Below are 24,192 nucleotides of genomic sequence, written 5' to 3' on the forward strand. Positions count from 1 at the left end.
GTGATCGAAGCCGACCGCCTGATCTCGGCCACTGGCAAGGACCGCGAGGAACAGCAGGACAGGGCCATTCGTCCATTGAGCCTGGCCGAATACATTGGCCAGCCTGTGGTGCGCGAGCAGATGGAGCTGTTCATCCAGGCTGCGCGCGGCAGGGCCGAGTCCCTGGACCACACGCTCATTTTCGGCCCGCCGGGGCTGGGAAAGACAACCCTGGCCAATATCATTGCCCAGGAAATGGGTGTGTCCATCAAGAGTACTTCCGGGCCGGTGCTGGAGCGGCCAGGGGACCTGGCAGCCATGCTGACCAACCTTGAACCCCATGATGTGCTGTTCATTGACGAAATCCATCGCCTTTCGCCCATTGTGGAAGAGGTGTTGTACCCAGCCATGGAAGACTTCCAGCTGGACATCATGATCGGTGAGGGGCCTGCTGCCCGCTCCATCAAGCTGGACCTGCCCCCGTTCACCCTGGTAGGCGCTACCACGCGTGCCGGGATGCTCACCAATCCATTGCGCGACCGCTTCGGTATCGTGCAGCGGCTGGAGTTCTACAGTGATGCAGACCTGGCCACCATCGTGGCGCGCTCGGCGCGAATCCTGAACCTGCACGTGGACCCTGAAGGCGCCTACGAAATCGCTCGCCGTGCCCGCGGTACCCCCCGTATCGCCAACCGCCTGCTACGACGAGTGCGTGACTATGCCCAGGTGCGCGGCAAGGGCGAAATCACCAAGGCTGTGGCCGACCTGGCCTTGAACATGCTGGACGTGGACGAGCGCGGCTTCGACCACCAGGACCGTCGCCTGCTGCTGACCATGATCGAGAAGTTCGATGGTGGGCCGGTGGGTGTGGACAACCTGGCCGCAGCCATCAGCGAAGAGCGCCACACCATCGAGGATGTGCTGGAGCCTTACCTGATCCAGCAGGGGTACATCATGCGTACGCCTCGGGGGAGGGTGGTCACCCGCCATGCCTACCTGCATTTCGGGCTCAATCGGCCAGAGCGTTTCGAGCCGGGTGCGTCGGAGGAGTTGCCATGATCTGCCTCAGGCTGGCCGATCAAATCCGCGTTTTGATGGTCATAGGGGCTGATGTGACGGTTGCGTTCCCAGAAGCCTCCAAGTCATTGAAAAAACAATTACCTGGCCGGATTGGCAACCCACGGAGTTCGCACTAGAGTATGGGCGCGCAAAACAGGCTTGCGCCGTTCGTTCATCACTGTCGCGTTTATTACGAAGACACGGATGCTGGCGGCGTCGTCTACTACGTTAACTACCTCAAGTTCATGGAGCGGGCACGCACCGAGCGTTTGCGCGAGCTGGGCTATGTCCAGTCCGTGCTGGCCGAGGAAAACCTGCTGTTCGTCGTACATTCCAGCGAGGCGCGTTACCACGCACCGGCGCGGCTGGACGATGAACTGCTGGTGAGCGCTCAAGTCACCGAACTGAACCGGGCAAGCCTGCGGTTTTCGCAGCACATACGGCGTGCGTCGGACCAACGGCTGATATGCGAGGGCCAGTTCCTGGTGGCTTGCGTACGTGCCGACACCTTCAAACCCCGAGCCATTCCCCCCGCCATGCATGCGGCCTTCGCCGATGATGGCTTGGGTACAACCAACAAGCAGGAGAACCAGCGTGGAAGCTAACGCCGTCGACCATACCTCCATGTGGAGCCTGGTCAGTAACGCCAGTATCGTAGTGCAGCTGGTGATGCTGATCCTGGTGGCCGCCTCGGTCACTTCGTGGGTCATCATTTTTCAGCGTAGCAACCTGATCCGGGCAGGCCGCCGGGCTCTGGATTCCTTCGAAGAACGCTTCTGGTCGGGTATCGACCTGTCCAAGTTGTACCGCCAGGCCGGCAGCAACCCGGATCCGGACTCCGGGGTGGAGCAAGTCTTCCGTGCCGGTTTCAAGGAATTCTCCCGTTTGCGCCAGCAGCCCGGTGTAGACCCGGATGCGGTCATGGAGGGCGTGGGCCGTGCCATGCGTGTGGCCATTTCCCGCGAAGAAGAAAAGCTCGAGCAAACCCTGCCGTTCCTTGCGACCGTTGGGTCTACCAGCCCCTACATAGGCCTGTTCGGCACAGTTTGGGGGATCATGAACTCCTTCCGCGGCCTGGCCGCCGTTCAGCAGGCCACGCTGGCCACGGTTGCGCCGGGGATCGCGGAGGCACTGGTGGCCACTGCCATCGGCCTGTTTGCAGCCATTCCCGCGGTAATCGCTTACAACCGGTTCGCTGCGCGCAGCGAAACCCTGATCAGCCGCTACTACACCTTCGCCGACGAATTCCAGGCGATCCTGCACCGCAAAGTGCACACCAGCGAAGAGTAGGCAGGTATTTCCAATGGCTCGAGTTCGGCAGAAACGCAAGCCGGTGGCCGAGATGAACGTGGTGCCTTACATCGACGTGATGCTGGTGCTGCTGGTCATCTTCATGGTTACCGCACCCATGCTCAATCAGGGCGTGAAAGTGGACTTGCCCAAGGTTTCCAGCGAAGCCTTGCCGCAGGACAACAACACTCAGGTGCTGACGATTTCGATCAAGGCAGACAAAACCTATTACTGGAACCTAGGCAGTGAAGTGGACACGGAAAAACAGATGGACCGTGCCCAGACCCTGCCCCAACTTACCCAGGCCGTGACTGCCCTTATCAACCAGGGCAACGCGAACGGCAAGAAAACCCAGGTGTTTATCCGTGGTGACAAGGCCGTAGACTACGGCGCCGTCATGGGTGCCATGGGCGGGTTGCAGAAAGCCGGCGTGGGTAATGTCGGCCTGATTACCGAGGCCCCCTGATGCGACCACGGGAGCATTCCGCCTCGGAAAACTACTTTTGGCCCAGCGTCTGGGCCATCGCGCTGCATGTGCTGATCTTCGGCATGCTGTTTGTCAGTTTTGCCATGACGCCTGAATTGCCGCCCGCACGGCCTATCGTTCAGGCCACGCTCTATCAGCTCAAGTCAAAAAGCCAGGCCACCACCCAGACCAACCAGAAGCTTGCAGGCGAAGCGAAGAAATCCGCTGCGCGCCAAACGGAAGTCGAGCAGATGGAAACCAAAAAGGTCGAGCAGGAGGAGATAAAGGCCGCGGAACAAAAGAAAGCGGACGCTGCTCAAAAAGCCGAAGCCGCCGCCAAGGCTGACCAGGCCAAGAAGGCTGAGGCTGCGGCCAAGGCTGCTGATGCGGCCAAGGCCGCGGAGGCCGCAAAAGCTGCGGACGCCGCCAAGGCTGCCGAAGCCAAGAAAGCCGAGCAGGCCGACATCGCGAAGAAGAAGGCTGAAGAAGAGGCCAAGAAGGAAGCGGCAGAAGAGGCCAAGAAACAGGCCGCTGACGACGCCAAGAAAAAAGCCGCTGCTGATGCGGCCAAGGCTGCTGAAGACGCGAAGAAAAAAGCGGCAGACGATGCCAAGGCCAAGGCTGCTGACGAGGCGAAAGCCAAAGCTGCTGAGGATGCCAAGAAGAAAGCCGCAGCCGATGCTGCCAAGAAGAAGGCGCAGGATGCAGCTCGCAAGGCTGCAGAGGACAAGAAAGCTCAGGCATTGGCGGATCTGCTGTCCGACAAGCCCCAGCGGCAACAGGCGCTGGCCGATGAGCAGGGTGATGAAGTGGCCGGCAATTTCGATGACTTGATTCGTTCACGTGCTGCCGAAGGCTGGGCTCGCCCACCGTCAGCGCGCAAGGGCATGACGGTTGTATTGCAGATCAGCATGTTGCCCGATGGCACCGTTACCAATGTAAGCGTTGCGAAGTCCAGCGGAGATGGGCCTTATGACAGCTCTGCAGTGGCTGCGGTGAAAAACATTGGTCGCTTGACTGAAATGCAGGGCATGAAGCCTGCCGACTTCAACCAGTACCGTTCATTCAAAATGACATTCACACCTGAGGATCTTGCGTTGTGATTAATCTTATCCGAGGCCTGCTTGCCGTGCTCTGCTGCGCGGCGGGGTTCGCCAGTGCCGATGAAAAAAACATCATGGTCACCAGCGGTTCCGACCGCGCCACCCCCATTGCGGTAGTGCCTTTCGGCTACCAAGGTGGCGCACTGCCGGACGACATGGCCCAGATCATTGGCGATGACCTGCGCAACTCAGGCTACTACGCGCCTATCCCGCGCCAGAACATGATCAGCCTGCCAGCCCAGCCGAGCGAAGTGATCTTCCGGGACTGGAAAGCCTTGGGCGCCCAGTACTTGATGGTAGGTAACATCGTGCCTTCCGGCGGTCGCCTGCAGGTGCAGTACACCTTGTTCAACGTGGCTACCGAACAACAGGTCAGCACCGGCAGCGTCAGCGGCGGTACCGATCAGCTGCGTGACATGGCGCACTTCATCGCCGACCAGTCGTTCGAAAAACTGACGGGCATCAAGGGCGCGTTCTCGACCCGTATGCTGTATGTCACAGCGGAGCGCCTGGGTGGCGCCAATGTGCGCTATACCTTGCAGCGTTCGGATTACGACGGCGCCCGTGCGGTAACGCTGTTGCAGTCGCGTGAACCTATCCTCTCACCACGTTATGCTCCAGACGGCAAGCGTATTGCGTACGTGTCGTTTGAACAAAAGCGACCGCGCATCTTTATTCAATACGTCGATACCGGTCGCCGGGAACAATTGACCAACTTCGAAGGCCTTAATGGTGCACCAGCGTTTTCGCCAGATGGTAATCGCCTTGCATTTGTACTTTCCAAGGACGGCAACCCTGAAATCTATGTGATGGACTTGGGCAGCCGTGGCATTACTCGAGTAACAAACAGCCCGGCAATCGATACTGAACCGTTTTGGGGCAAGGATGGTTCCACCATTTACTTTACGTCCGACCGGGGCGGGAAACCGCAGATTTATAAAACTACGGTGGGCAGCGGCAATGCTGAACGCGTGACTTTCGTCGGTAACTACAACGCCAACCCCAAATTGTCTGCGGACGAAAAAACGTTGGTGATGATTCATCGCAATGAAGGCTTCACCAATTTCAAGGTAGCGTCCCAGGACTTGCAACGTGGGAGTGTAAAGATACTTACGGACTCAAGTCTTGATGAGTCGCCTACTGTTGCACCCAACGGCACCATGGTAATCTACGCCACCCGCTCGCAGGGCCGGGGAGTCTTGATGCTCGTGTCCTTGAACGGACGCGTAAGGCTCCCGCTTCCTACTGCACAAGGCGAAGTCAGAGAACCGTCCTGGTCCCCTTACCTGAACTGATGCGGCGCACAACGTTACACTTAACACACTGGGGTTCATTAGGAGTTTTACGATGGAAATGCTGAAGTTTGGTAAATTCGCTGCACTGGCTCTGGCCATGGCTGTAGCTGTAGGTTGCTCCTCCAAGGGCGGTGACAACGCTGGCGAAGGTGCTGGCGGTGCTGGCGCAGTCGATCCAAACGCTGGCTACGGTGCAAACACCGGCGCCGTTGATGGCAGCCTGAGCGACGAAGCCGCTCTGCGCGCTATCACCACCTTCTACTTCGAATACGACAGCTCCGACCTGAAGCCGGAAGCCATGCGTGCCCTCGACGTACACGCCAAGGACCTGAAAGCTAGCGGCGCTCGCGTCGTTCTGGAAGGTAACACCGACGAGCGCGGTACCCGTGAATACAACATGGCGCTGGGTGAGCGTCGTGCCAAGGCTGTTCAGCGCTACCTGGTTCTGCAGGGCGTTTCCCCAGCTCAGCTGGAAATCGTTTCCTACGGCGAAGAGCGTCCTGTCGCCACCGGTAACGATGAGCAGTCCTGGGCTCAAAACCGTCGCGTCGAACTGCGTAAGTAATTCGTCATGCGAGCGTGCCGCCGTGTTGTAACTGTATTGGCGCTGTCCCTGCCGTTTTCGGTATGGGCAGCGGTTCCCGTGGTTGATGGAAGCGGTGCCGGCAACGGCAGTAGCTATCCACCCTCCGGTTATGGCACGAGCGGCGCCTATGCCGGGGCAGGGGCCTCATCGGCCCCTGTCTCGGCGCAGGGCGAGCTGTTCATGCAACTGCAACAAATGCAGGAAGACATAGCGCGCCTTCGTGGCCAGCTTGAAGTCCAGCAGAACGATATCCAGCGCATGAAGCAGGAAGCCCTGGATCGTTATCAAGACCTGGACCGTCGTATTGGCACGGGTACACCTGTGCAACAAGCGACAGCACCGGTCGACGCTTCTCAGAATTCCGCCACTGGCGGCGCCCCAGGCGCTGACATGGCACCCGCTGCGGCTGCTACTGATGCAGGCGCAGGCACCGAACCCGCAGACCCCGCCAAGGAAAAGCTCTACTACGAAGCCGCCTTTGACCTGATCAAGGCCAAGGACTTCGACAAGGCGAGCCAGGCGTTTGGTGCTTTTCTACGTAAATACCCCAACAGCCAGTATGCGGGTAACGCCCAATACTGGCTGGGTGAAGTAAACCTGGCCAAAGGCGATCTCCAAGGTGCTGGCCAGGCTTTTGCCAAGGTTAGCCAACTGTACCCCAAGCACCCCAAGGTGCCCGATGCCATGTACAAGCTGGCCGATGTGGAGCGCCGCCTTGGCCATACGGATCGCGTAAAGCCGATTCTGCAACAGGTCATTAGCCAATACCCAGGTACGGCTGCTGCACAATTGGCGCAGCGTGATCTGCAGAAACTGTAACGCTGGCCGATAAGCTTCATGAACGAACCCGCGCATGTCGCGGGTTTTTTCGTTAGAATCTGCGCCCTTTATCAACGACCTTCATCTGCTTTGGCCATTGGCTGGCAGGTACAGGTGCTAACGGAGGCGGGTGGCCTGTTCAGCTGCTACGCCCGTGGCGATCATGTCCGACACATTACGCATTACCGAAATCTTTCATTCATTACAGGGTGAAACACGTACGGCTGGCTTGCCTACAGTATTCGTACGCCTGACCGGCTGCCCGCTTCGCTGCCAATACTGCGACAGTGCTTATGCGTTCAGTGGAGGAACCCTGTTCACGCTGGACAGCATCATGGAGCAGGTTGCCTCGATGCGCCCGCGTTACGTGTGTGTCACAGGCGGTGAGCCTCTGGCCCAGCCCAATGCGATCCCTTTGCTCAAGCGCTTGTGCGACGCCGGTTACGAGGTATCGCTTGAAACCAGCGGCGCCCTCGACATAGGGGCTACGGATACGCGCGTGAGCCGTGTGGTGGACCTGAAAACACCCGGCTCACGCGAATCGCACCGCAACCTTTATGACAATATCAGGCTGCTCACCCCTAACGACCAGGTCAAGTTTGTGATCTGTTCGCGAGAGGACTACGACTGGGCTGTATCTAAAGTGATTGAGTACAACCTGTTAGAACGTGCCGGTGAAGTGCTGTTTTCTCCAAGCCATCATGACGTGAAGGCGTCTGACCTGGCGGACTGGATAGTGGCCGATAACCTGCCTGTCCGCTTTCAGTTGCAGTTGCACAAGTTGCTCTGGAACGACGAACCAGGCCGCTGACCGGCTTAACGAGGAGTGTGCTGTGTCTGATAAGAAAGCTGTGATCCTGCTGTCCGGGGGCCTGGACTCGGCCACCGTAGTCGCTATGGCCAAAGCTGAAGGCTATGCCTGTTACACCATGAGCTTTGATTACGGTCAACGCCATCGCGCCGAGCTGAATGCCGCTGCCCGTGTCGCCCAGGACCTGGGTGTAGTGGAACACAAAGTGATTGGCCTTAACCTCAACGGCATAGGCGGGTCGGCACTGACAGACGCCAGTATCGCGGTGCCCGAGGCGCCCACTGAAGGTATCCCCATTACCTATGTGCCGGCACGTAATACCGTCTTCCTGGCTCTGGCGTTGGGCTGGGCCGAAGTGCTCGAAGCACGCGATATCTTTATTGGTGTCAATGCCGTGGATTATTCCGGCTACCCCGATTGTCGCCCAGAATTCGTCGAAGCGTTCGAGCAGATGGCCAACCTTGCAACCAAGGCAGGCGTGGAGGGGCAGGGCTTCACCATTCGTGCCCCTCTGCAGAACCTTAGCAAGGCAGATATCGTGCGGGCAGGTATCGGGCACGGTGTGGACTACAGCTTGACCGTGTCCTGCTATCAAGCTGACGACGAGGGCCGTGCCTGCGGCAAATGCGATAGCTGCCGCCTGCGCGCAGAAGGCTTCACGGCAGCAGGTGTGCAAGACCCTACGCGGTACGCATGATTTCTATCCCTTAAGGGGTTGATTATTGCTTGAAAATCAGTATGATGCGCACCACCTGATGGGTCGTTAGCTCAGTTGGTAGAGCAGTTGGCTTTTAACCAATTGGTCGTAGGTTCGAATCCTACACGACCCACCATATTCTTCGAAAACCCTCCTTGTGAGGGTTTTTGCGTTTCTGGCGTTGCGGTTATCTTTGATACGTCGGAATAAACACCCTCAGTGCGCGTCTCTCCAGCTGATCCGATCAGCCTGGAGCCCCCCACAATGACAAAACCCCCACCCCTGAGTACAGGCGATACACTCGCCCGGTTCGGCCTGATTGGCGTACCGGTTGTGGTGCTTGCCGCTGCCATGGCCTATGTCCATGGGTGGCTGGACCCTGGTCGGCTTACCCCAGAGCGAATTGTCGATACCCTGCAGGCCAGTGGGGGAGCCCACCCGGGCTACCGGCGCAACCATGCAAAAGGTGTGTGTGTCAGTGGCTGGTTCGAAAGCAGCGGGCAATTGGCACAGTATTCAAAAGCTGAAGTGTTTGCGCCGGGCCGTACACCGGTTGTGGGCCGCTTTGCGCTGCCTGGCGGAAACCCCTATGCCCCTGACAGCAGTGTGCCCATTCGCAGTTTTGCCCTGCGCTTCACACAGGCCGATGGGCAGCAATGGCGCACAGGGATGAACAGCATGCCTGTGTTTCCGGTAGGCACAACCGAAGCGTTTTTTGCCAGCCTACAGGCGTCTCGCCCTGACCCTGCCACAGGAAAGCCCAACCCTGCGGCGCAGCAGGCCTTCTTTGCCAGCCACCCGGAAACGGCCCCGTTCCTGGCGTGGGTGAAAACTGCCAAGCCCTCCGCGAGTTTTGCGACCGAGCGTTACGACGGGCTGAATGCGTTTTACCTGGTGGCCGCTGACGGCAAGCGCCAAGCGGTACGCTGGGACGTCGAACCTGTAGGCGTCACTCCCGCCGCCACTGCAGGAGAAGGGGCAGATTTTCTAGAGCATGACCTTGAGCAGCGACTGGCTGCTGGCCCGCTACGCTGGGCACTGAAGATGACTTTTGCGGCGCCTGGCGACCCCGTAGACGACGCCAGCAAACAATGGCCGCAGGATCGGCAGGCCATAGTGGCTGGCACCGTAGTGCTGGACCACGCCGTATCGCAGATGGACGGCCCCTGCCGGGATATCAACTATGACCCCACCTTGTTACCCCAAGGCATTGAAGTGTCGGGTGACCCTTTATTGCCTGCCCGGTCAGCGGCGTATGCCGATTCCTACCTGCGCCGCACTGGCGAAGTCGAAACCCTTAACACCGCACAGGAGCGCCGCCCATGAGTACGCCCCCCCGTCACTTTGCGCCCGCTGCACGGTGGCTGCATTGGTCCATGGCCGTCGGGCTGCTGGCCATGCTATTCATCGGTGCCGGTATGGCCGCCTCAGTATCAGAACGGCATGAGTGGTTGCTTCAATTGCACAAACCTTTAGGCATTGCCTTGCTGGCGTTGGCTGTGATCCGCGTAGCGATACGGTTGTCGACGCGTCAGCCTCCGTTGCCTGCAGACCTTCCAGGGCCGCAGGCGCTTGCCGCCAAAGCATCCCACCTATTGCTGTATGGCTTGATGCTAAGCCTGCCACTCTTGGGATGGGCCATGTTGTCTGCAGCCGGTGACCCAGTCAGCCTGGGAGCAGGGGTGCAACTACCGCCCTTGATAGCCCCAGATGCGAAGACCTTTGCAGTATTGCGTACAGCACACGGCTACCTGGCCTACCTGTTGTTCCTGACGGTACTGGTGCATCTGGCGGCGGCCTTGTACCACGGGTTGATCCGGCGAGATGGGGTGCTACGAAGCATGGCGCGCGCCAGGTAATGCGGTACAGTGGCCTCCAAGTGCTGCCGCCCGGCAGTCCGTGGGGGCTTGGATTACAGGTTTTCCTTGTTCTGCCGATACAAAGGATGCCGACCGATCCCTTGCCCCTTTGGCAGGTCCGGCGCTGTCTGACATGTAGCGGCTGGACCTTATGCAAACTGCCTTATTGCCATCTAACGAAACTGCCCGCTTGCGCATGCTGCACAGCCTTGCGCTACTGGACACGCCGCCGGAGGAATGCTTCGACCGGGCGACGCGTGTGCTTGCGCAATTATTGCGTGTGCCTATCGCCATGGTTTCCTTGGTAGACGCCGATCGCCAATGGTTCAAGTCCAAGGTAGGGTTGGAGGTGTGTGAAACCTCTCGTGACGTGGCGTTCTGCGCTCATGCCTTGGCCTCTCCCCACATGATGCTGGTAGAAGACGCCTTGGCCGATGAGCGATTTGCGGACAACCCGTTGGTGACAGGTGAGCCTCATGTGCGATTTTATGCCGGTGTGCCGCTGACCAGCGACAACGGCCTGGTGTTAGGCGCCTTGTGTGCAATCGATACGAAGCCACGCACCCTGTCAGGCAGTGAACAGGCGGCTATGGTGGATCTAGCTCGCATGGTTGAGCGCGACCTGTTGCAGCGTTCCGTGGCCTACGACATGCGTTTGGTAAACGCCCATGAACGGCAGGCTCGCGCCGTAGTAGAAGCGCGCTTCCTGACCGTTTTCCAGCAGGCGCCTACTGGCAAGGCCTTGGTAAGCCTGGAAGGCTTCTTTACAGAAGTGAATGCCAAGCTATGCGAGCTTACGGGTTATACCCGGGAAACCCTGATGAGCAAGTCATTCGCCGATATCACGTACCCGGATGACCTGCCGGCGGACCTGGCCCTGGCGAACGAACTGTTGGCGGGGTTGCGCGATACTTTCACCTTGGAAAAGCGTTACATATGTCAGGACGGCAGCCTTGTCTGGGTAGAATTGAACGTGTCCCTGGTCAGGGACTCGGACGGCGAGCCCCGACACTTTATTGCCGATATTGTTGATATTTCCCTGCGCAAACACCACGAACGGCTGCTGCAGCAGCACCAGGAAGAGCTGGAACATCGCGTGGAAGTGCGCACGGAAGAGCTTTCACGCAGCAGGGGTACCTTGCAAATCATCACTGACAACCTCCCGATACTGATTTCCCATGTGGACCGGAACCTGCGCTACCTCTTCAACAATGATGTGTATCGTCAGGTGTTTGGTGTTTCCCCCCAAGCACTCATCGGTAAACGCATCGAGGATGTACTTTCCCCCGAGCTGTACACTGAGTTGCTACCTTGCTTCGAGCGTGCGCTGGCCGGGGAGCGGGTGGTATATGACCATGTGCACTACGCCTCAGACCCTTCACGGGTATGGGCGGCCAGCTACATTCCGGATATCCGGGAAGGCGAAGTGCATGGGTTTTTCGTAATGTCCCAGGATGTCACCGAGCGCAAGCTAATCGAGCGCTCCCTGCACGACAAGGCCATGCGCGATACGCTGACGGACCTGCCCAACAGGCGCGCATTGAATGAACTGTTGATTCAGCTGGCCCAGGCGCCTGCCCCTGAGTTCGCAGTGCTTTTCCTGGACCTCGACGGCTTCAAAGCCGTGAACGACAGCTATGGGCATGACCTGGGTGACGTATTGCTTCAGCAGGTGGCCGTGCGCCTGCAACACACCGTGCGAAAAGCCGACTTTACCTGCCGTTTGGCAGGTGATGAGTTTGTAGTGGTGGCTCAAGGGGTGAGCAGCGAGGCCATCGCCAGGCGTATTGCCGAGGGTATCTGCATGGCGCTGGCCGAGCCTTTCGTTCTGGATGGCAAGGTTGCGCGGATCGGGGCCAGTATTGGCGTTGCGCTCCATGTGCCTGGTTCAGGGCAAAGCGTAGAAGCCATTCTGGGCAAGGCGGATGCGGCCATGTACGCGGCAAAGCGTATGGGCAAGAACGGCTATCAGGTAGCCGGTCGAGAGCACACAGCTGCGTCGTGACAGGCTGCGGGGGTAGTTAGAAAACGAGTTTGAACAGCGCAATGACCACGATCAGGCCGATCAGGAAAATGATGCCAACAGTGCCGCCGAGGAATTTCAACATGGTCCTGCTCCTTGAGATTGAGTAGGAGGTAGACCCCGACTGCGCCGCATCGGTTTCCTTTAATCGAAGCGGCGGAGTTGGCGGGTGTGGTTCATTCGGCGTGAGGCGCACCTACAAAGGTCAGTGACGCAAAATAGGCACGGCTGTCGATGTGCTTGTCACCGGCTACAGGCATCAAGGTTTCCACGGCCAGCACATTCAGCCCCTCGTTACGCACAGGAATGCTTGCCTTGCCCTGCGCGTCGGTTTTCCCGCTCACTACGGAGGGCGCGCCCCGGTAGTCGCCGAAAACCTGAGCGTCGGCTACAGGCTTGCCATTGGACAGCACCTTGACGGTTAGCGATTGCCCAGGCTTGAGGGTGCTGGGGTCTACGTCCGGTACGATTACCAGCCCAAGTGTGTCCAGCGGGGGCAGCTGTTTATAAGGTGTATTCAGGGCAAGGCTGTACTTGAGCACTTCCATGGACTGCTTCGGGTTCTTGACCTCGGTACGGCCTTTGTTCTCCCACTTGCCGTCTGTGGTTTCCGTCCATAGGCCGGCATTGAATTCAACGGCCGTGACCGCGGCAGGCGTGGTGGGCGCCAGCCGGGCATGGTCCTTCAGTCGCTCGATATTCACGTTCAAAGGCTTGGCGTCTGCACTCCAGGCCCAGGCTGCGGTCACGCCTTTAGGGTCGAAGGCCTCGTCGTCGGCACCTTCACCAAAGACGACTTCGGTCATGCCGCGCCGCTGTTCGGTCCAAAGGCCATGGGCCTGTGCAACACTGCTGAAAAGGAGGGGAAGCGCAACGGCCAGGCCAAGCAAACGGACGGAGTTCATGGAATGCTCTCGAAAGTTGAGCTGGCGATGCTACCGAGAGAAAGCCCCCGGCGCCTCCGCTACACTGTTACCGAATATTTACCAGATTGCCGTCTTGCCAGAGCCAGAATGCTCTGCTAGCTTGAGCAATGTTAACGATGACATTCTGTACAAAAACAAAAAACGACAGGGTCTACCGCACATGAACAGCCTTCCACGGTTTCGCTTCGCCCGTACCTTTTTGCCCTTCGCCCTGGCTGCCGGCCTTCCTCTGGCGGCGCTGGCCGCGCCTGCGCCGTTGAAAGTGGGCGCCTCTTTCCAGGAAATCAACAACCCCTATTTCGTCACCATGAAAGGGGCACTGGAAGAAGCCACCGCCAGCATAGGCGCGACGCTCCTGGTCACCGATGCACGCCATGACGTTTCCAAGCAGCTCAGCGACATTGAAGACATGTTGCAGAAAGGCATCGATATTCTCGTCATCAACCCTACGGATTCGGTGGGGGTGCAGTCGGCTGTGAAAATGGCCCATGACAAGGGCGTGGTCGTGGTAGCAGTAGACGCACAAGCCGAGGGGCCGTTGGATGCCTTCGTGGGCTCCAAGAACTTCGATGCCGGGGTTCAGGCCTGCCAGTACCTGGGCGAAAAGCTGGGCGGTAAGGGTGACGTGGGCATTCTTGATGGCATTGCCGTGGTGCCCATCCTTGAGCGCGTGCGAGGGTGCAAAGAGGCGCTGGGCAAATTCCCAGGCATCAAGATCGCGAGCATCCAGAACGGCAAGCAGGAGCGAGACCAAGCCCTTACCGTGACCGAAAACATGCTTCAGGCCCAGCCCAACCTCAAAGGGCTGTTCAGCGTGAACGACAACGGCTCGCTGGGTGCCTTGGCCGCCATCGAAGCCAGTGGCCTGGATGTGAAGCTGGTTAGCGTGGACGGCGCGCCAGACGCAATCAAGGAAATACAAAAGCCGGACAGCAAGTTTATCGCCACCTCAGCCCAGTACCCGCGCGACCAGGTACGCCTCGCGCTGGGCATTGCCCTGGCTCGCAAGTGGGGCGCACAGGTCCCCAAGGCAGTGCCCGTGGATATTCTGCTGGTAGACCGCGACAAGGCCAAGACCTTCGCCTGGTAACCGCGCTATTGCGCACGGCACACGCGACAGGCGAGGTGAGTGATGGGCAGCCTTTTGCACCTGAGTGATATTTCCAAACGGTACCGCGGCGTGCAGGCGCTCAAGGGTATCGAGATGACCGTGGAGCGGGGCGAAATTCACGCGCTGCTGGGAGAAAACGGCGCGGGCAAGTCCACGCTGATGAAAATCCTGGTAGGCGTGGAACACCCCGACACAGGCACTATCGAGTTCGATGGCTCGCCCCGGCGCTTTGCGACCTACCATGACGCTATCGCTGTAGGCATTGGCATCGTGTTTCAGGAATTCAGCCTTATTCCCTACCTCAATGCTGTGGAAAACATCTTCCTTGGGCATGAACAGGTAGGGCGCTTCGGCCTGCTGCGCAAGCGGCACATGCGTGAACGGGCCGCACAGTTATGTGACCGGCTGGGCGTCACCATAGACCTGGACTGCCCTGTACACCACCTGAGTGTGGCGCAGCAGCAGTTCGTGGAAATCGCCAAGGCGCTGGCCCTGGAGGCGCGCCTGCTGATCCTCGACGAGCCTACGGCCACCCTTACACCTGGCGAAGCCGAGCTGCTGTTCAACGTGATGCGTGAACTCAAGCGTCAGGGCGTAGCGATGATCTTCATCTCCCATCACCTGGAAGAGATTTTCCAGGTGTGCGATCGCATTACGGTCCTGCGCGATGGGGCCAATGTGGGCGGCATGGCCACCGCCCGGAGCGACCTTGATCAACTGGTGGAAATGATGGTGGGCCGCAAGCTGGCCTCGAGCTTCCCCGTCAAGCCCGACGCGGCCAGCACTCCCCAGGAGGTGGTGCTGGACGTGAAGCGGTTGCAGCGTACTCATAACGGGCCGGTGAACAGTTTTTGCCTGCACCGCGGGGAAATACTGGGGTTTGCCGGGTTGGTAGGGTCGGGGCGCACGGAATTGGCCCTTGCGGTCATAGGCGCACTGCCCAGTGTAAGCCGCGACGTCTGGCTCAACGGTCAGGCCGTACACCTCAAGGACCCTGCGGTGGCGCTGGCCAACGGAATCGGGCTGCTTCCCGAAAGCCGCAAGACCGAAGGGTTAGTACTGGATTTCAGCATTCGGGAAAATATTTCCCTGAACAACTTGGGCAAATATGAGCGCGCCGGTGGCCTGATCGACAAAGGGCACGAGCGCGACAGCGTGACCCAGTTGATGAAAGCCTTGGCTATAAAGGCGCCGGGCCCGGAAAGCCTGGTGATCAACCTGAGTGGTGGCAACCAGCAGAAGGTGGTGATTGCCCGCTGGGTCAACCACCACTGCACCGTACTGATCTTCGACGAACCCACACGCGGTATCGACGTGGGTGCCAAGGCTGAAATCTACAGCCTGATGCGAAAACTGACCGAGCAAGGCTACGCCATCATCCTGATCTCCAGCGAGTTGCCGGAAATTATTGGCATGAGTGATCGGGTAGCAGTCTTCAACAAGGGCGCCATTGTCACCACCCTATCGGGCAGCGCCATTAATCCCCAAGAGGTTATGCGCCATGCGACCGCAAGCCAGCAATCTCGACACATCCATTAAGCCTGTTTCGGCACCTGGCGCCTCGCCTCGTGAGGACATGCTTCGACAACTGATCCGCTCTCCAGCGTTTTATCCCTTCGTGGGGTTGCTGCTGGTGACGACGTTCATGGTCTTTGCCAGCGACAACTTCCTCACCGGCGCCAACCTTGAAAACATCGTTCGCCAGGTCTCCATCAACGCCATCATCGCCGTAGGCATGACCTGCGTGATACTCACGGGCGGCATCGACCTGTCCGTGGGGCCGGTCATGGCGTTGTCCGGAACGCTCAGCGCCGGCCTGCTGGTGGCAGGTGTACCGCCACCCCTGGCCATTGGCGCGGGCCTGGCCATCGGTGTGGGCTTCGGGCTGGGCAATGGCCTGCTGGTGGCCTACCTGCAAATGCCCCCCATTATCGTGACCCTGGCCACCATGGGCATCGCCCGTGGCCTAGGGCTGCTGTATACCGACGGCTATCCTATTTCCGGCCTGCCGGACTGGTTTGCCTGGTTCGGCCGCGGCACCTTGCTGGGCGTACAGGTGCCGATCCTCATCATGCTGCTCACCTACCTGCTGGCCTGGGTGATGCTGCAACACACCCGTATGGGGCGCTATGTGTATGCCATTGGCGGCAACGAAGAGGCTGTTCGCCTCTCCGGGGTGCGTGCGGCGCGTTTCAAGCTGGCGGTCTACGCCATCAGCGGCTTTACCGCCGCGCTGGCAGGGCTGGTGCTGTCATCCCGTCTGATGAGCGGGCAACCCAATGCAGGCGCTTCGTTCGAGCTGGATGCCATTGCGGCCGTCGTGCTGGGCGGCGCCTCCATTGCCGGTGGCCGGGGCGTCATTCTGGGCACACTGGTGGGCGCCATGTTGCTGGGCGTACTCAACAATGGGCTGAACATGTTGGGTGTGTCGCCTTACGTTCAAAGTGTCATCAAGGGCGGCATCATCCTGCTGGCGATATTCATCAGCCGTCAACGCCGCCGCTAGTCGCTGTTCAACTTCGCTTCACGGCAGCCCTCTTAGCCTGCCGCGAGCTGTCTTGCCTCTAATAACAAGGACTACTGTCATGTCAGACGCTACCCCTACCACCATGCAGGCTGTTGTGTGCCACGCGCCCAAGGACTACCGCCTGGAACGGATCGGCAAACCCCAGGCGCGCCCTCTGGAGCTGGTGCTGCGCATCGGCGCCTGTGGCATCTGTGCCAGTGACTGTAAGTGCCACTCGGGTGCGGCCATGTTCTGGGGCGGTGAAACCCCGTGGGTAAAAGCACCGGTTGTACCCGGTCACGAATTCTTTGGTTATGTGGACCAGGCAGGCGAGGGCGCCGAGGAGCACTTCGGGGTGAAGGTGGGCGACAAAGTGATTGCAGAGCAGATCGTGCCCTGTGAGAAGTGCCGGTTCTGCAAGAGCGGCCAGTACTGGATGTGCGAGGTGCACAACATTTTCGGCTTCCAGAAAGACGTCGCTGAAGGGGGAATGGCGCAATACATGCGTATTCCACGCACCGGCATTGTGCATAAGATTCCGGAGGCCATCCCTCTGGAGGACTGCGCGCTGATCGAACCTATGTCGTGCGCCATCCACACGGTCAACCGAGGCGATGTGCAACTTGACGACGTGCTGGTAATCGCCGGTGCTGGCACACTCGGCCTGTGCATGGTGCAGGTTGCTCACCTGAAAACGCCCCGCAAGCTGGTCGTCATCGACATGGTGGATGAGCGCCTGGAGCTGGCCCGCCAGTTCGGCGCAGACGTGGTGATCAACCCTGCCCGAGAGGACGCTAAAGCCATCATCGCCGGCCTTACCGATGGCTATGGGTGCGACGTGTATATCGAAACCACGGGCGTGCCCGTCGGTGTGACCCAAGGCCTGGAGCTGATCCGCAAGCTGGGTCGCTTTGTGGAGTTCAGCGTGTTTGGCGCAGAAACCAGTGCCGACTGGTCCATCATTGGCGACCGCAAGGAGTTGGATGTGCGCGGGGCCCACCTAGGGCCGTATTGCTACCCTATTGCCATCGACCTGTTCGAACGGGGCTTGATCACCTCCAAAGGCATCGTGACCCATAGCTTTGGCCTGGACGACTATGCCGAAGCGTTTGCACTGGCCGATTCCACGCGCTCCATCAAAGTATTGCTCACGCCTGATGCCCAAGCCTGAGGGCGCTGCCATGGCATACGTGATCGGTGTAGACATCGGCACCCAGAGCACCAAAGCCTTGCTGGTGTCAGCAGCCGGTGAGGTGGTTGCCCAGCACAGCCAGGGGTACCGGGTGGACACCCCCAGGCCTGGCTGGGCCGAACAGTGGCCTCAGGTATGGCTGGACGCGGTGTATCACTGTGTAGCGGCTTGCACAGCCGAGGCGCAGGTAGACCCTGTACAGATCAAGGCCCTGTGTGTCAGTAGCCTATATGGCGGTTCGGGCATTCCAGTGAGCGAGGCCATGGAGCCCCTGCACCCTTGCCTGATCTGGATGGACCGCCGGGCCGAGGCGCAGGTGGCACAGGTTCAGGCAGGACCTGACCTGGACTTGGAGCAGCTCAAGGCAATTACCGGCAACGGCGTAGACAGTTATTACGGCTTCACCAAGATGCTATGGCTCAAGCAGCAGCGCCCAGAGGTATGGGATCGCACGCGCTGGCTGTTGCCCCCAAACAGCTACGTGAACCATGCATTAACTGGGGAATTGGCCATCGACCACAGCAGTGCTGGCAACATCGGTGGGGTCTACGACATTGTGCAACGTCGGTGGTCGCAGCCCCTGCTTGAGGCACTAGGCATCGATCCGGCATTGATGCCTTCGCGGCTGCTGCAGTCGGCTGAGATTGTAGGCGGCCTGCTGTCGGAACCTGCCGCGCGCCTTGGGTTATTGCCGGGCACCGCCGTACTGGCGGGGGGTGTGGATGCTGCCATGGCCACCTTTGCCGCGGGTGTCAATCGGCCAGGCAAGCATGTGGCCATGATCGGTACCAGCATGTGCTGGGGCTACCTTGATGCGCAGGCCGATGCCCGCCATGGGCTGGTCAGCTTTCCTCACGTTTACAACGGCGACCGTGACCTCTACAGCTTTGGCGGCGCATTGACCGCCGGGGCGTCAGTCACCTGGTTTCGGGAGCAGGTGTTCGACGTACAGTCGGCTCCAGGCGAAGACCCACACATGGCCTTGGAGCACATGGCCACCCAGGTTCCCGCTGGCTGCGAGGGATTGCTGTTTCTGCCCTACCTGATGGGCGAGCGCAGCCCAGTGTGGGACGCCAAGGCCAGTGGCGCCTACATCGGCCTGGGGTTGCAGCACGGCAAAGCCCATTTGTACCGTGCCGTGCTGGAAGGCGTAACCTACGCCCTGCGCCATAATATCGAGGCGGGCCGTGAGGCGGTGGGTGACCTGGACACCACCTTGATTGTGGTAGGCGGGGCCAGCCATTCGGACCTGTGGATGCAGATTATCGCCGACATCACAGGCTTTGACGTGGTGTCCATCGCCCAGGACGTCGAGGCGGCCTATGGCGCAGCGTTGCTGGCGGCCCACACGGCCGGGCTGGTAAGCGAAGCGGAACTGAACAAAGGCTGGGTGCGTCTACGCCCCAGGGCCAAGCCCAACGCGGCTGTGCGTGACCGCTACAATCGCCTGTTCGAGGCCTACCGGGCGTGCTACCCCGCGTTGAAACCCATCTTCCACCAGTTGCGGAGCGCCAGGGATGAGTAACTTCAGCTTCAAATTCACCGGCCAGCGGGTGCTGGTGACCGGCGCTACCAGCGGCATCGGGCTGGAAGTGGCCCAGCAGTTGCTCAAGGCCGGGGCGAGCGTTTATGCACTGGGCCGCGATGCAGAAGCGCTGCAACGGCTCCAGGCCGAGGGCGCTACGGTACTGCAGGTGGACATTGCCGACCCTGTGGCCGTACAGCACGCTTGCGCCGAGCTTCCCCCACTGCATGGGTTAGTCAATTGCGCAGGCATTGCCCTGTTGCACGCCGCGACCCATGTGGACCCCCTCACGTTCGACCAAACCATGGCCGTGAATGTGCGTGGTGCAGCCATGATCGCCGGCAGCGTGGCCAAGGACATGATCGTTGCCGGGATCGCCGGCAGCATTGTCAACGTATCCAGCCAGGCCTCTATGGTAGGGCTGGACGACCATCTGAGCTACTGCGCCTCCAAGGCCGCCATGGACGCCATGACCCGCGTGCAGTGCGGCGAATGGGGGCGCTACGGGATTCGGGTCAATGCCGTGAACCCTACGGTAACGCTTACGCCCATGGCCACCATGGCCTGGGGAGACCCTGCCAAGAGCGGTCCCATGCTGGCGGCCATTCCTTTGAACCGCTTTGCCAAACCCTCGGAAGTCGCCGCGCCCGTGATGTTCCTGCTCAGCGAGGGTGCTGCCATGATCAGCGGAGTATGTTTGGCTGTAGACGGCGGCTATACCAGCCGCTAGCTGGCACTACCCATTCACCAGCGCCCCCGTCACCACCTCCCTGGCTTGCCTCTTCAAGGGGTCGCGAATTTGCGCTATCAGCAGGCGCATGGCCAGGGCCCCGGCATGAGTGCCGTCATGGGCTACGCAAGGAATGGGAAACTCGAAAATGTCGGCAAACGGTAAACGGTCGATGCCACAGATGGCCAGGTCGCTTCGGTGGATGCCACATTCGCGTAGGGCTTTGAGCGCCCCTAACGTAATGAGCTGGTTGAAACCGAACAGAGCACTTGGCGCAGAATGCTGCTGCAGATAACCCAATGTCGCGTCATAGGCCGGTTGCAAGGTGTAGTCACCGGCCAGTACGTCCAGGGTCACGGCTCGGCCGCAGCCGGCAACTGCGGCCTTTACGCCCTCAAGGCGTTCATGGCTGATGCGTGAGCCTGCCGGGCCTGTAAGCACCAGCAATCGCTGCAGGTCAGGTACTTTACTTAACAAGTAATGCGCGCCTTTCAGGCCACTGTGATAATTGTCGAGCACTACTTGGCTGAAGGGGACACCCGCCAGGGCTCGATCCAGCTGTACCACAGGAACATCACCATTTTTCAAACGGCTCAGGTACGCGGGCTGGTACCCGGGCTCGTCGGAAACCGGCGACAGGATGATGCCGGCCACACGGTAGCCTAAAAGGGTTTCAATGGCCTTTTCTTCCACGTCAGCGAGGCCATCAGTATCGATCAGCATGATCGTGTAGCCCTGTGCCTTAGCCTCCCGAGAGATGGCCTTGATCATCTCACTGTAGAAAGGGTTGTCTACCGATGCAGTCACAACGCCGACTATCAGGCTTTCGCTGCGTTTGAGGCCGCGGGCGAAAGCGTTAGGCACGTAGTCCAGGTCACGGGCGGCGGCAAGAATACGCTCAAGGGTATCGGGCTTGACCAGATGAGGCTTGTTGAAGGCCCGTGACACGGTAATGGTCGTGACGTTGGCCTGCCGTGCAACATCGGTGATGGTCGCGGAGACCTTTTTATTCATGAGCCCAGGGCCCGACGGTGGCAACTGATGCGCCATGATCCTCACATACTGCAAGGCTCGCAAGCGGTGGATGGTCGCTTGCAGGGGGGGCATGCCGCTATGATGCTGGGCTTCGCCATCGCTTGTGGGTACGTCTCGATGAAAACCTCTGCCGCCGCCATCCTCGCTCTGGCCAGCGTTCTTTCTAATTCCGTATGGGCCCATGCCCACCTGCGCACGCCAAGCCCCGCTCCAGACAGCACCGTGGCTGCGCCTGCCGAGTTGCGCTTGAGCTTCAGTGAGGGCGTAGAGCCTGCGTTCAGCGAAGTCACATTGGTCAATGACAAGGGCGAGGTGGTGAAGACGCAGGTACACCGCGCAGACGGCGATGACAGTACCCTGATCGCAGCGCCGGCCTTGCCGCTAAGTACCGGGGCCTGGGACGTTCAATGGAAAGTCGTGTCGGTGGATACTCACCGAAGCGAGGGGCATTACCGGTTCACAATTAAATAGGTAGGCCAGGCCTGTGCCTTAAAAAACCTGAACCGTCCGGTAATCAGTCCGTCAGAAAGAGGGCGAGGTGCTGTTACAAGCGCCTGTTTGCCACTCATGAAAGGACGACCAACATGAACAAGACCCTCAAAGCCGGTATCTGCGGTGCATTCCTCCTGCTGGGCGCACACACCGCCTTTGCTGCCGATGCCGAGGACTTCGTGGACGATGCTTCGGCCAAGGGCATTGCCGAAATTGAAGCAGGCAAACTGGCCGAGCAGAAAAGCCAGTCGGCCGACGTAAAAACCTATGCGGCCATGATGATCAAGGACCACACGGCAGCTAACGAAAAGCTCAGGGGTATCGCGACGGCTAAGAAGCTTGAAGTCGCCTCCGATGCCATGCTGCTGGACAAGGCCAAGGCCATGATCTTGGACATCCGTGAAGACTCGTTCGACAAGTCGTACGCCAACAACCAAGTCAAGGCACATGAAGCGACCATCGAGATCTTTAAGAAAGAGATCAATGACGGCAAGGATGCAGAGCTCAAGGCCTTTGCCAAAGAGACCCTGCCCAAGCTGGAAGCTCACCTTGCAGCGGCCAAGAAACTGGCAGCTGCTCACGGTGGCGATGCCAAGTAACGCTTGATACCAAGCAACATCTGATAGCAAGCAACAGTTGCGAGGTTCGCCAGCGTACTGCTGGCGAATCAGCATTTACCAGGTAGCTACAGCCATTCCTGTGCAAACCCTACCAGCAACTTCACGTTCAACACTACGATCAGCGCTGTAATCACCCACGCCAGCACCGCAAGCCCACGGCCTGCCACCAATGCCCCCATCTTCGACCGGTCTGTGACGAACCTCACCAGCGGGATCACTGCCATGGGGAGTTGCATCGACAGGATCACTTGGCTAAACACAAGCAATTGCGAAGTGCCGCGCTCTCCATACAGCGCCGTAACCACTACCACCGGCACCACCGCTATTCCACGGGTGATCAGCCGCCGTGCCCAATCGGGGATGCGCAGGTGAAGGAAGCCTTCCATCACAATCTGCCCCGCCAGTGTGGCAGTCACGGTGGAGTTGATGCCTGAAGCCAGCAGTGCGACTGCAAACAGGGTAGAGGCGATACCAATACCGAGCATGGGGGACAGCAGTTCGTGTGCCTGCTCGATGTCCACTACATCTGTGCGCCCGGCAGAATGAAACACGGCAGCCGCTGTAATCAGAATGGCGGCATTGACGAATAGCGCCAGGCTTAAGGCAATAGTGCTGTCAGTGACCGCCCAACGCAGGCCCTGCCGCTTACCCGCATCGGTACGTTCGTAGGCCCGGGTCTGCACAATGGAGGAGTGCAGGTACAGGTTGTGGGGCATCACCGTTGCGCCAATGATGCCGATGGCCAGGTAGAGCGCTGCTGGGTTGGTGATGATCTCTTTCTGCGGAATGAACCCACGCAATACCTCAGCCAACGGCGGGTGCGACATCACCATTTGCGCGGCGAAACAGAGAAAGATCAAGGTCAGAAGCGCAATCACAAATGCCTCCAGCCAGCGAAACCCACGGCGCATCAGCAGCAGAATCAGGAAAACATCCAGCGCGCACAGGATCGCCCCCCAGATCAGTGGAATGTCGAACAGTAGCTTGAGCGCAATGGCGGTACCAATCACTTCGGCCAGGTCACAGGCAATGATGGCTAACTCACAAGCCAGCCACAGCGCAATTCTCACTGGCCGGCTGTACTGCTCCCGGCATGCCTGGGCCAGGTCCATGCCGGTAGCAATCCCCAAGCGGGCGGCCAACGCCTGCAGCACAATGGCCATCAGGTTCGACAGCAGAATCACCGATAACAGCATGTAGCCGAACTGCGAGCCGCCTGCCAGGTCGGTCGCCCAGTTGCCTGGGTCCATATACCCTACGGCGACCATGTACCCAGGCCCGGCGAAGGCAATCAACCGCCTTAGCCATCCGCCGTTCTGCGGCACCTGGATGCTGGCATTCAAATCCCCAAGGCTGGGCCTGGCACCTACACCAAAACGGCTGAGCAATGCTGGCTCGCCGTCATCGGCACGGAAATTGGGTCGGTCTTCAGGGTCCGCCACGTTCAAGCTCCACAAGATAAAAAAGCACGCACCTGGATAGGAACGCCGTAAAGGGCCAGCGTTCAGGTCCAGGACAAGGGTTGGCCGCTGGTCTGCCCAAAACTCTGACGGTCTGGCCTTCAACGGTAGTCTGTTCAAGTAACTGCTTAATCCTTATACAACTTTCCCAGTTTGATTAAATAGGGGTATTAGCCATGCTAAACCGTTTGTCAGCTGAGTCTGTATTTATGAAAAACTTATTTCCATAGGGTGCTTCCATAACTATGTAGCGACCCACATCCAGGAGGATATCGCCATGGCAGTTAAGAGTAAAAACGCTGGTAACTTCGCGAACAACCCAACACGTGCGGCTGAAGCCGGACGCAAGGGCGGCAGTGTGTCGGGTGGTAATTTTGCTAACGATCCTGCCAGAGCGGCAGAAGCGGGTCGCAAGGGTGGAAGGCGTAGCCATCGTGGTTCTAACAAGGACACCACTGTGACCAAGGGCTGAATGCTCTTGAACGTGCCAAAAGGTTCACGCAAGCCCTCTGGCACGTTCTACACACAGGCACTGTCGGGCTGCCAGATGAATGATCGGGCAGTTGTAGAATCACTTGTGCCGCTCTTGTGTGACATTTCATTAGTTA

At 59.3% G+C, this 24,192-nt stretch carries 25 protein-coding genes, 1 tRNA gene and 1 pseudogene; 23 read left to right on the plus strand and 4 right to left on the minus strand.

Features of this window, described 5'->3' with window-relative positions:
• From ruvB to ACSAMW_RS19625, 14 genes are all read left to right on the plus strand, one after another.
• Nucleotides 1-1,038, plus strand: a complete 1,038-nt coding sequence (ruvB, locus tag ACSAMW_RS19560) for a Holliday junction branch migration DNA helicase RuvB (protein WP_168082080.1) — start codon at nucleotides 1-3, stop codon at nucleotides 1,036-1,038.
• A 140-nt stretch (nucleotides 1,039-1,178) separates the two neighbouring features.
• Nucleotides 1,179-1,643, plus strand: a complete 465-nt coding sequence (ybgC, locus tag ACSAMW_RS19565) for a tol-pal system-associated acyl-CoA thioesterase (protein WP_168082078.1) — start codon at nucleotides 1,179-1,181, stop codon at nucleotides 1,641-1,643.
• Nucleotides 1,633-2,328, plus strand: a complete 696-nt coding sequence (gene tolQ / locus ACSAMW_RS19570; RefSeq protein ID WP_168082076.1) for a protein TolQ — start codon at nucleotides 1,633-1,635, stop codon at nucleotides 2,326-2,328. Before ybgC ends, tolQ begins: the two co-directional genes overlap by 11 nt.
• Nucleotides 2,329-2,341: 13 nt before the next feature.
• On the plus strand, nucleotides 2,342-2,794 hold the full coding sequence (gene tolR, locus ACSAMW_RS19575) for a protein TolR (RefSeq protein ID WP_168082074.1): 453 nt from the start codon (nucleotides 2,342-2,344) through the stop codon (nucleotides 2,792-2,794).
• Nucleotides 2,794-3,897 (plus strand): cell envelope integrity protein TolA, encoded by a 1,104-nt coding sequence (tolA, locus tag ACSAMW_RS19580; protein ID WP_178088838.1) that lies wholly within the window; start codon nucleotides 2,794-2,796, stop codon nucleotides 3,895-3,897. The genes tolR and tolA overlap by 1 nt, the downstream gene beginning before the upstream one ends.
• A complete protein-coding gene (gene tolB / locus ACSAMW_RS19585; protein WP_500591684.1) occupies nucleotides 3,894-5,192 on the plus strand; it encodes a Tol-Pal system beta propeller repeat protein TolB in 1,299 nt (432 codons plus the stop codon). Before tolA ends, tolB begins: the two co-directional genes overlap by 4 nt.
• Before the next feature lie 52 nt (nucleotides 5,193-5,244).
• Nucleotides 5,245-5,757 (plus strand): peptidoglycan-associated lipoprotein Pal, encoded by a 513-nt coding sequence (gene pal / locus ACSAMW_RS19590; protein ID WP_500591685.1) that lies wholly within the window; start codon nucleotides 5,245-5,247, stop codon nucleotides 5,755-5,757.
• 6 nt (nucleotides 5,758-5,763) lie between these two features.
• The gene (ybgF, locus tag ACSAMW_RS19595; protein WP_500591686.1) at nucleotides 5,764-6,597 is read left to right on the plus strand and encodes a tol-pal system protein YbgF; all 834 of its coding nucleotides are present in this window, start codon (nucleotides 5,764-5,766) and stop codon (nucleotides 6,595-6,597) included.
• A gap of 163 nt (nucleotides 6,598-6,760) precedes the next feature.
• A complete protein-coding gene (gene queE, locus ACSAMW_RS19600) occupies nucleotides 6,761-7,408 on the plus strand; it encodes a 7-carboxy-7-deazaguanine synthase QueE (RefSeq protein WP_500591687.1) in 648 nt (215 codons plus the stop codon).
• A 22-nt stretch (nucleotides 7,409-7,430) separates the two neighbouring features.
• The gene (gene queC, locus ACSAMW_RS19605) at nucleotides 7,431-8,105 is read left to right on the plus strand and encodes a 7-cyano-7-deazaguanine synthase QueC (protein WP_500591688.1); all 675 of its coding nucleotides are present in this window, start codon (nucleotides 7,431-7,433) and stop codon (nucleotides 8,103-8,105) included.
• A gap of 60 nt (nucleotides 8,106-8,165) precedes the next feature.
• Nucleotides 8,166-8,241: transfer RNA gene (locus tag ACSAMW_RS19610), tRNA-Lys, on the plus strand.
• A gap of 128 nt (nucleotides 8,242-8,369) precedes the next feature.
• On the plus strand, nucleotides 8,370-9,431 hold the full coding sequence (locus tag ACSAMW_RS19615; protein WP_500591689.1) for a catalase family peroxidase: 1,062 nt from the start codon (nucleotides 8,370-8,372) through the stop codon (nucleotides 9,429-9,431).
• Complete coding sequence (locus tag ACSAMW_RS19620) at nucleotides 9,428-9,964, plus strand: cytochrome b (protein WP_500591690.1); 537 nt, start codon at nucleotides 9,428-9,430, stop codon at nucleotides 9,962-9,964. The genes ACSAMW_RS19615 and ACSAMW_RS19620 overlap by 4 nt, the downstream gene beginning before the upstream one ends.
• A 151-nt stretch (nucleotides 9,965-10,115) precedes the next feature.
• On the plus strand, nucleotides 10,116-11,969 hold the full coding sequence (locus tag ACSAMW_RS19625) for a diguanylate cyclase domain-containing protein (RefSeq protein ID WP_500591691.1): 1,854 nt from the start codon (nucleotides 10,116-10,118) through the stop codon (nucleotides 11,967-11,969).
• Between the two features lie 16 nt (nucleotides 11,970-11,985).
• On the opposite strand, the gene ACSAMW_RS19630 is transcribed toward ACSAMW_RS19625, so the two are convergent.
• Complete coding sequence (locus tag ACSAMW_RS19630) at nucleotides 11,986-12,072, minus strand: small membrane protein YohP (RefSeq protein WP_442963079.1); 87 nt, start codon at nucleotides 12,070-12,072, stop codon at nucleotides 11,986-11,988.
• Between the two features lie 91 nt (nucleotides 12,073-12,163).
• A complete protein-coding gene (locus ACSAMW_RS19635) occupies nucleotides 12,164-12,892 on the minus strand; it encodes a DUF4198 domain-containing protein (protein WP_500591692.1) in 729 nt (242 codons plus the stop codon).
• Nucleotides 12,893-13,073: 181 nt separating this feature from the next.
• Between ACSAMW_RS19635 and ACSAMW_RS19640 the strand changes: the two genes are divergently transcribed.
• The 6 genes from ACSAMW_RS19640 to ACSAMW_RS19665 all read left to right on the plus strand — a co-directional run bounded on the left by ACSAMW_RS19640 (nucleotide 13,074) and on the right by ACSAMW_RS19665 (nucleotide 19,977).
• Nucleotides 13,074-14,003, plus strand: a complete 930-nt coding sequence (locus ACSAMW_RS19640; protein WP_500591693.1) for a substrate-binding domain-containing protein — start codon at nucleotides 13,074-13,076, stop codon at nucleotides 14,001-14,003.
• A 42-nt stretch (nucleotides 14,004-14,045) separates the two neighbouring features.
• A complete protein-coding gene (locus ACSAMW_RS19645; RefSeq protein ID WP_500591694.1) occupies nucleotides 14,046-15,563 on the plus strand; it encodes a sugar ABC transporter ATP-binding protein in 1,518 nt (505 codons plus the stop codon).
• Nucleotides 15,526-16,530, plus strand: coding sequence for an ABC transporter permease (locus ACSAMW_RS19650; RefSeq protein WP_500591695.1), 1,005 nt, complete (start codon nucleotides 15,526-15,528; stop codon nucleotides 16,528-16,530). The genes ACSAMW_RS19645 and ACSAMW_RS19650 overlap by 38 nt, the downstream gene beginning before the upstream one ends.
• Nucleotides 16,531-16,609: 79 nt before the next feature.
• Nucleotides 16,610-17,701: a zinc-binding dehydrogenase gene (locus ACSAMW_RS19655; RefSeq protein WP_500591696.1), complete on the plus strand. Its 1,092-nt coding sequence runs from the start codon at nucleotides 16,610-16,612 to the stop codon at nucleotides 17,699-17,701.
• A 10-nt stretch (nucleotides 17,702-17,711) separates the two neighbouring features.
• Nucleotides 17,712-19,247, plus strand: a complete 1,536-nt coding sequence (locus ACSAMW_RS19660) for an FGGY-family carbohydrate kinase (protein WP_500591697.1) — start codon at nucleotides 17,712-17,714, stop codon at nucleotides 19,245-19,247.
• Nucleotides 19,240-19,977: an SDR family oxidoreductase gene (locus ACSAMW_RS19665; protein ID WP_500591698.1), complete on the plus strand. Its 738-nt coding sequence runs from the start codon at nucleotides 19,240-19,242 to the stop codon at nucleotides 19,975-19,977. Before ACSAMW_RS19660 ends, ACSAMW_RS19665 begins: the two co-directional genes overlap by 8 nt.
• 6 nt (nucleotides 19,978-19,983) lie before the next feature.
• Here the strand turns inward: ACSAMW_RS19665 and ACSAMW_RS19670 are convergent, their stop codons facing one another.
• Nucleotides 19,984-20,991, minus strand: coding sequence for a LacI family DNA-binding transcriptional regulator (locus ACSAMW_RS19670; protein ID WP_500591699.1), 1,008 nt, complete (start codon nucleotides 20,989-20,991; stop codon nucleotides 19,984-19,986).
• A gap of 27 nt (nucleotides 20,992-21,018) precedes the next feature.
• Between ACSAMW_RS19670 and copC the strand changes: the two genes are divergently transcribed.
• On the plus strand, nucleotides 21,019-21,483 hold the full coding sequence (copC, locus tag ACSAMW_RS19675) for a copper homeostasis periplasmic binding protein CopC (protein ID WP_500591700.1): 465 nt from the start codon (nucleotides 21,019-21,021) through the stop codon (nucleotides 21,481-21,483).
• A 113-nt stretch (nucleotides 21,484-21,596) separates the two neighbouring features.
• Nucleotides 21,597-22,103 (plus strand): DUF4142 domain-containing protein, encoded by a 507-nt coding sequence (locus ACSAMW_RS19680; RefSeq protein ID WP_500591701.1) that lies wholly within the window; start codon nucleotides 21,597-21,599, stop codon nucleotides 22,101-22,103.
• Nucleotides 22,104-22,189: 86 nt separating this feature from the next.
• Here the strand turns inward: ACSAMW_RS19680 and ACSAMW_RS19685 are convergent, their stop codons facing one another.
• Nucleotides 22,190-23,512 carry an Nramp family divalent metal transporter gene (locus tag ACSAMW_RS19685; protein WP_500594085.1) on the minus strand — a complete coding sequence of 441 codons (1,323 nt, stop codon included), beginning with the start codon at nucleotides 23,510-23,512 and terminating at the stop codon, nucleotides 22,190-22,192.
• Between the two features lie 367 nt (nucleotides 23,513-23,879).
• Between ACSAMW_RS19685 and ACSAMW_RS19690 the strand changes: the two are divergent.
• A pseudogene (locus ACSAMW_RS19690) lies at nucleotides 23,880-24,014 on the plus strand (con-10 family general stress protein); the annotation flags it as partial.
• Nucleotides 24,015-24,192: the final 178 nt, after the last annotated feature.

The sequence above is a fragment of the Pseudomonas sp. AB39(2026) genome (genome assembly GCF_059831485.1).

Bases quoted from the DNA above. Each gene is read 5' to 3' on its own strand.
- ybgC (WP_168082078.1), top strand. From the start codon at position 1,179: ATGGGCGCGCAAAACAGGCTTGCGCCGTTCGTTCATCACTGTCGCGTT.
- tolR (WP_168082074.1), top strand. From the start codon at position 2,342: ATGGCTCGAGTTCGGCAGAAACGCAAGCCGGTGGCCGAGATGAACGTG.
- tolA (WP_178088838.1), top strand. From the start codon at position 2,794: ATGCGACCACGGGAGCATTCCGCCTCGGAAAACTACTTTTGGCCCAGC.
- pal (WP_500591685.1), top strand. From the start codon at position 5,245: ATGGAAATGCTGAAGTTTGGTAAATTCGCTGCACTGGCTCTGGCCATG.
- ybgF (WP_500591686.1), top strand. From the start codon at position 5,764: ATGCGAGCGTGCCGCCGTGTTGTAACTGTATTGGCGCTGTCCCTGCCG.
- queE (WP_500591687.1), top strand. From the start codon at position 6,761: ATGTCCGACACATTACGCATTACCGAAATCTTTCATTCATTACAGGGT.
- ACSAMW_RS19615 (WP_500591689.1), top strand. From the start codon at position 8,370: ATGACAAAACCCCCACCCCTGAGTACAGGCGATACACTCGCCCGGTTC.
- ACSAMW_RS19620 (WP_500591690.1), top strand. From the start codon at position 9,428: ATGAGTACGCCCCCCCGTCACTTTGCGCCCGCTGCACGGTGGCTGCAT.
- ACSAMW_RS19625 (WP_500591691.1), top strand. From the start codon at position 10,116: ATGCAAACTGCCTTATTGCCATCTAACGAAACTGCCCGCTTGCGCATG.
- ACSAMW_RS19630 (WP_442963079.1), bottom strand. From the start codon at position 12,072: ATGTTGAAATTCCTCGGCGGCACTGTTGGCATCATTTTCCTGATCGGC.
- ACSAMW_RS19635 (WP_500591692.1), bottom strand. From the start codon at position 12,892: ATGAACTCCGTCCGTTTGCTTGGCCTGGCCGTTGCGCTTCCCCTCCTT.
- ACSAMW_RS19640 (WP_500591693.1), top strand. From the start codon at position 13,074: ATGAACAGCCTTCCACGGTTTCGCTTCGCCCGTACCTTTTTGCCCTTC.
- ACSAMW_RS19645 (WP_500591694.1), top strand. From the start codon at position 14,046: ATGGGCAGCCTTTTGCACCTGAGTGATATTTCCAAACGGTACCGCGGC.
- ACSAMW_RS19650 (WP_500591695.1), top strand. From the start codon at position 15,526: ATGCGACCGCAAGCCAGCAATCTCGACACATCCATTAAGCCTGTTTCG.
- ACSAMW_RS19655 (WP_500591696.1), top strand. From the start codon at position 16,610: ATGTCAGACGCTACCCCTACCACCATGCAGGCTGTTGTGTGCCACGCG.
- ACSAMW_RS19660 (WP_500591697.1), top strand. From the start codon at position 17,712: ATGGCATACGTGATCGGTGTAGACATCGGCACCCAGAGCACCAAAGCC.
- ACSAMW_RS19665 (WP_500591698.1), top strand. From the start codon at position 19,240: ATGAGTAACTTCAGCTTCAAATTCACCGGCCAGCGGGTGCTGGTGACC.
- ACSAMW_RS19670 (WP_500591699.1), bottom strand. From the start codon at position 20,991: ATGAATAAAAAGGTCTCCGCGACCATCACCGATGTTGCACGGCAGGCC.
- copC (WP_500591700.1), top strand. From the start codon at position 21,019: ATGCGCCATGATCCTCACATACTGCAAGGCTCGCAAGCGGTGGATGGT.
- ACSAMW_RS19680 (WP_500591701.1), top strand. From the start codon at position 21,597: ATGAACAAGACCCTCAAAGCCGGTATCTGCGGTGCATTCCTCCTGCTG.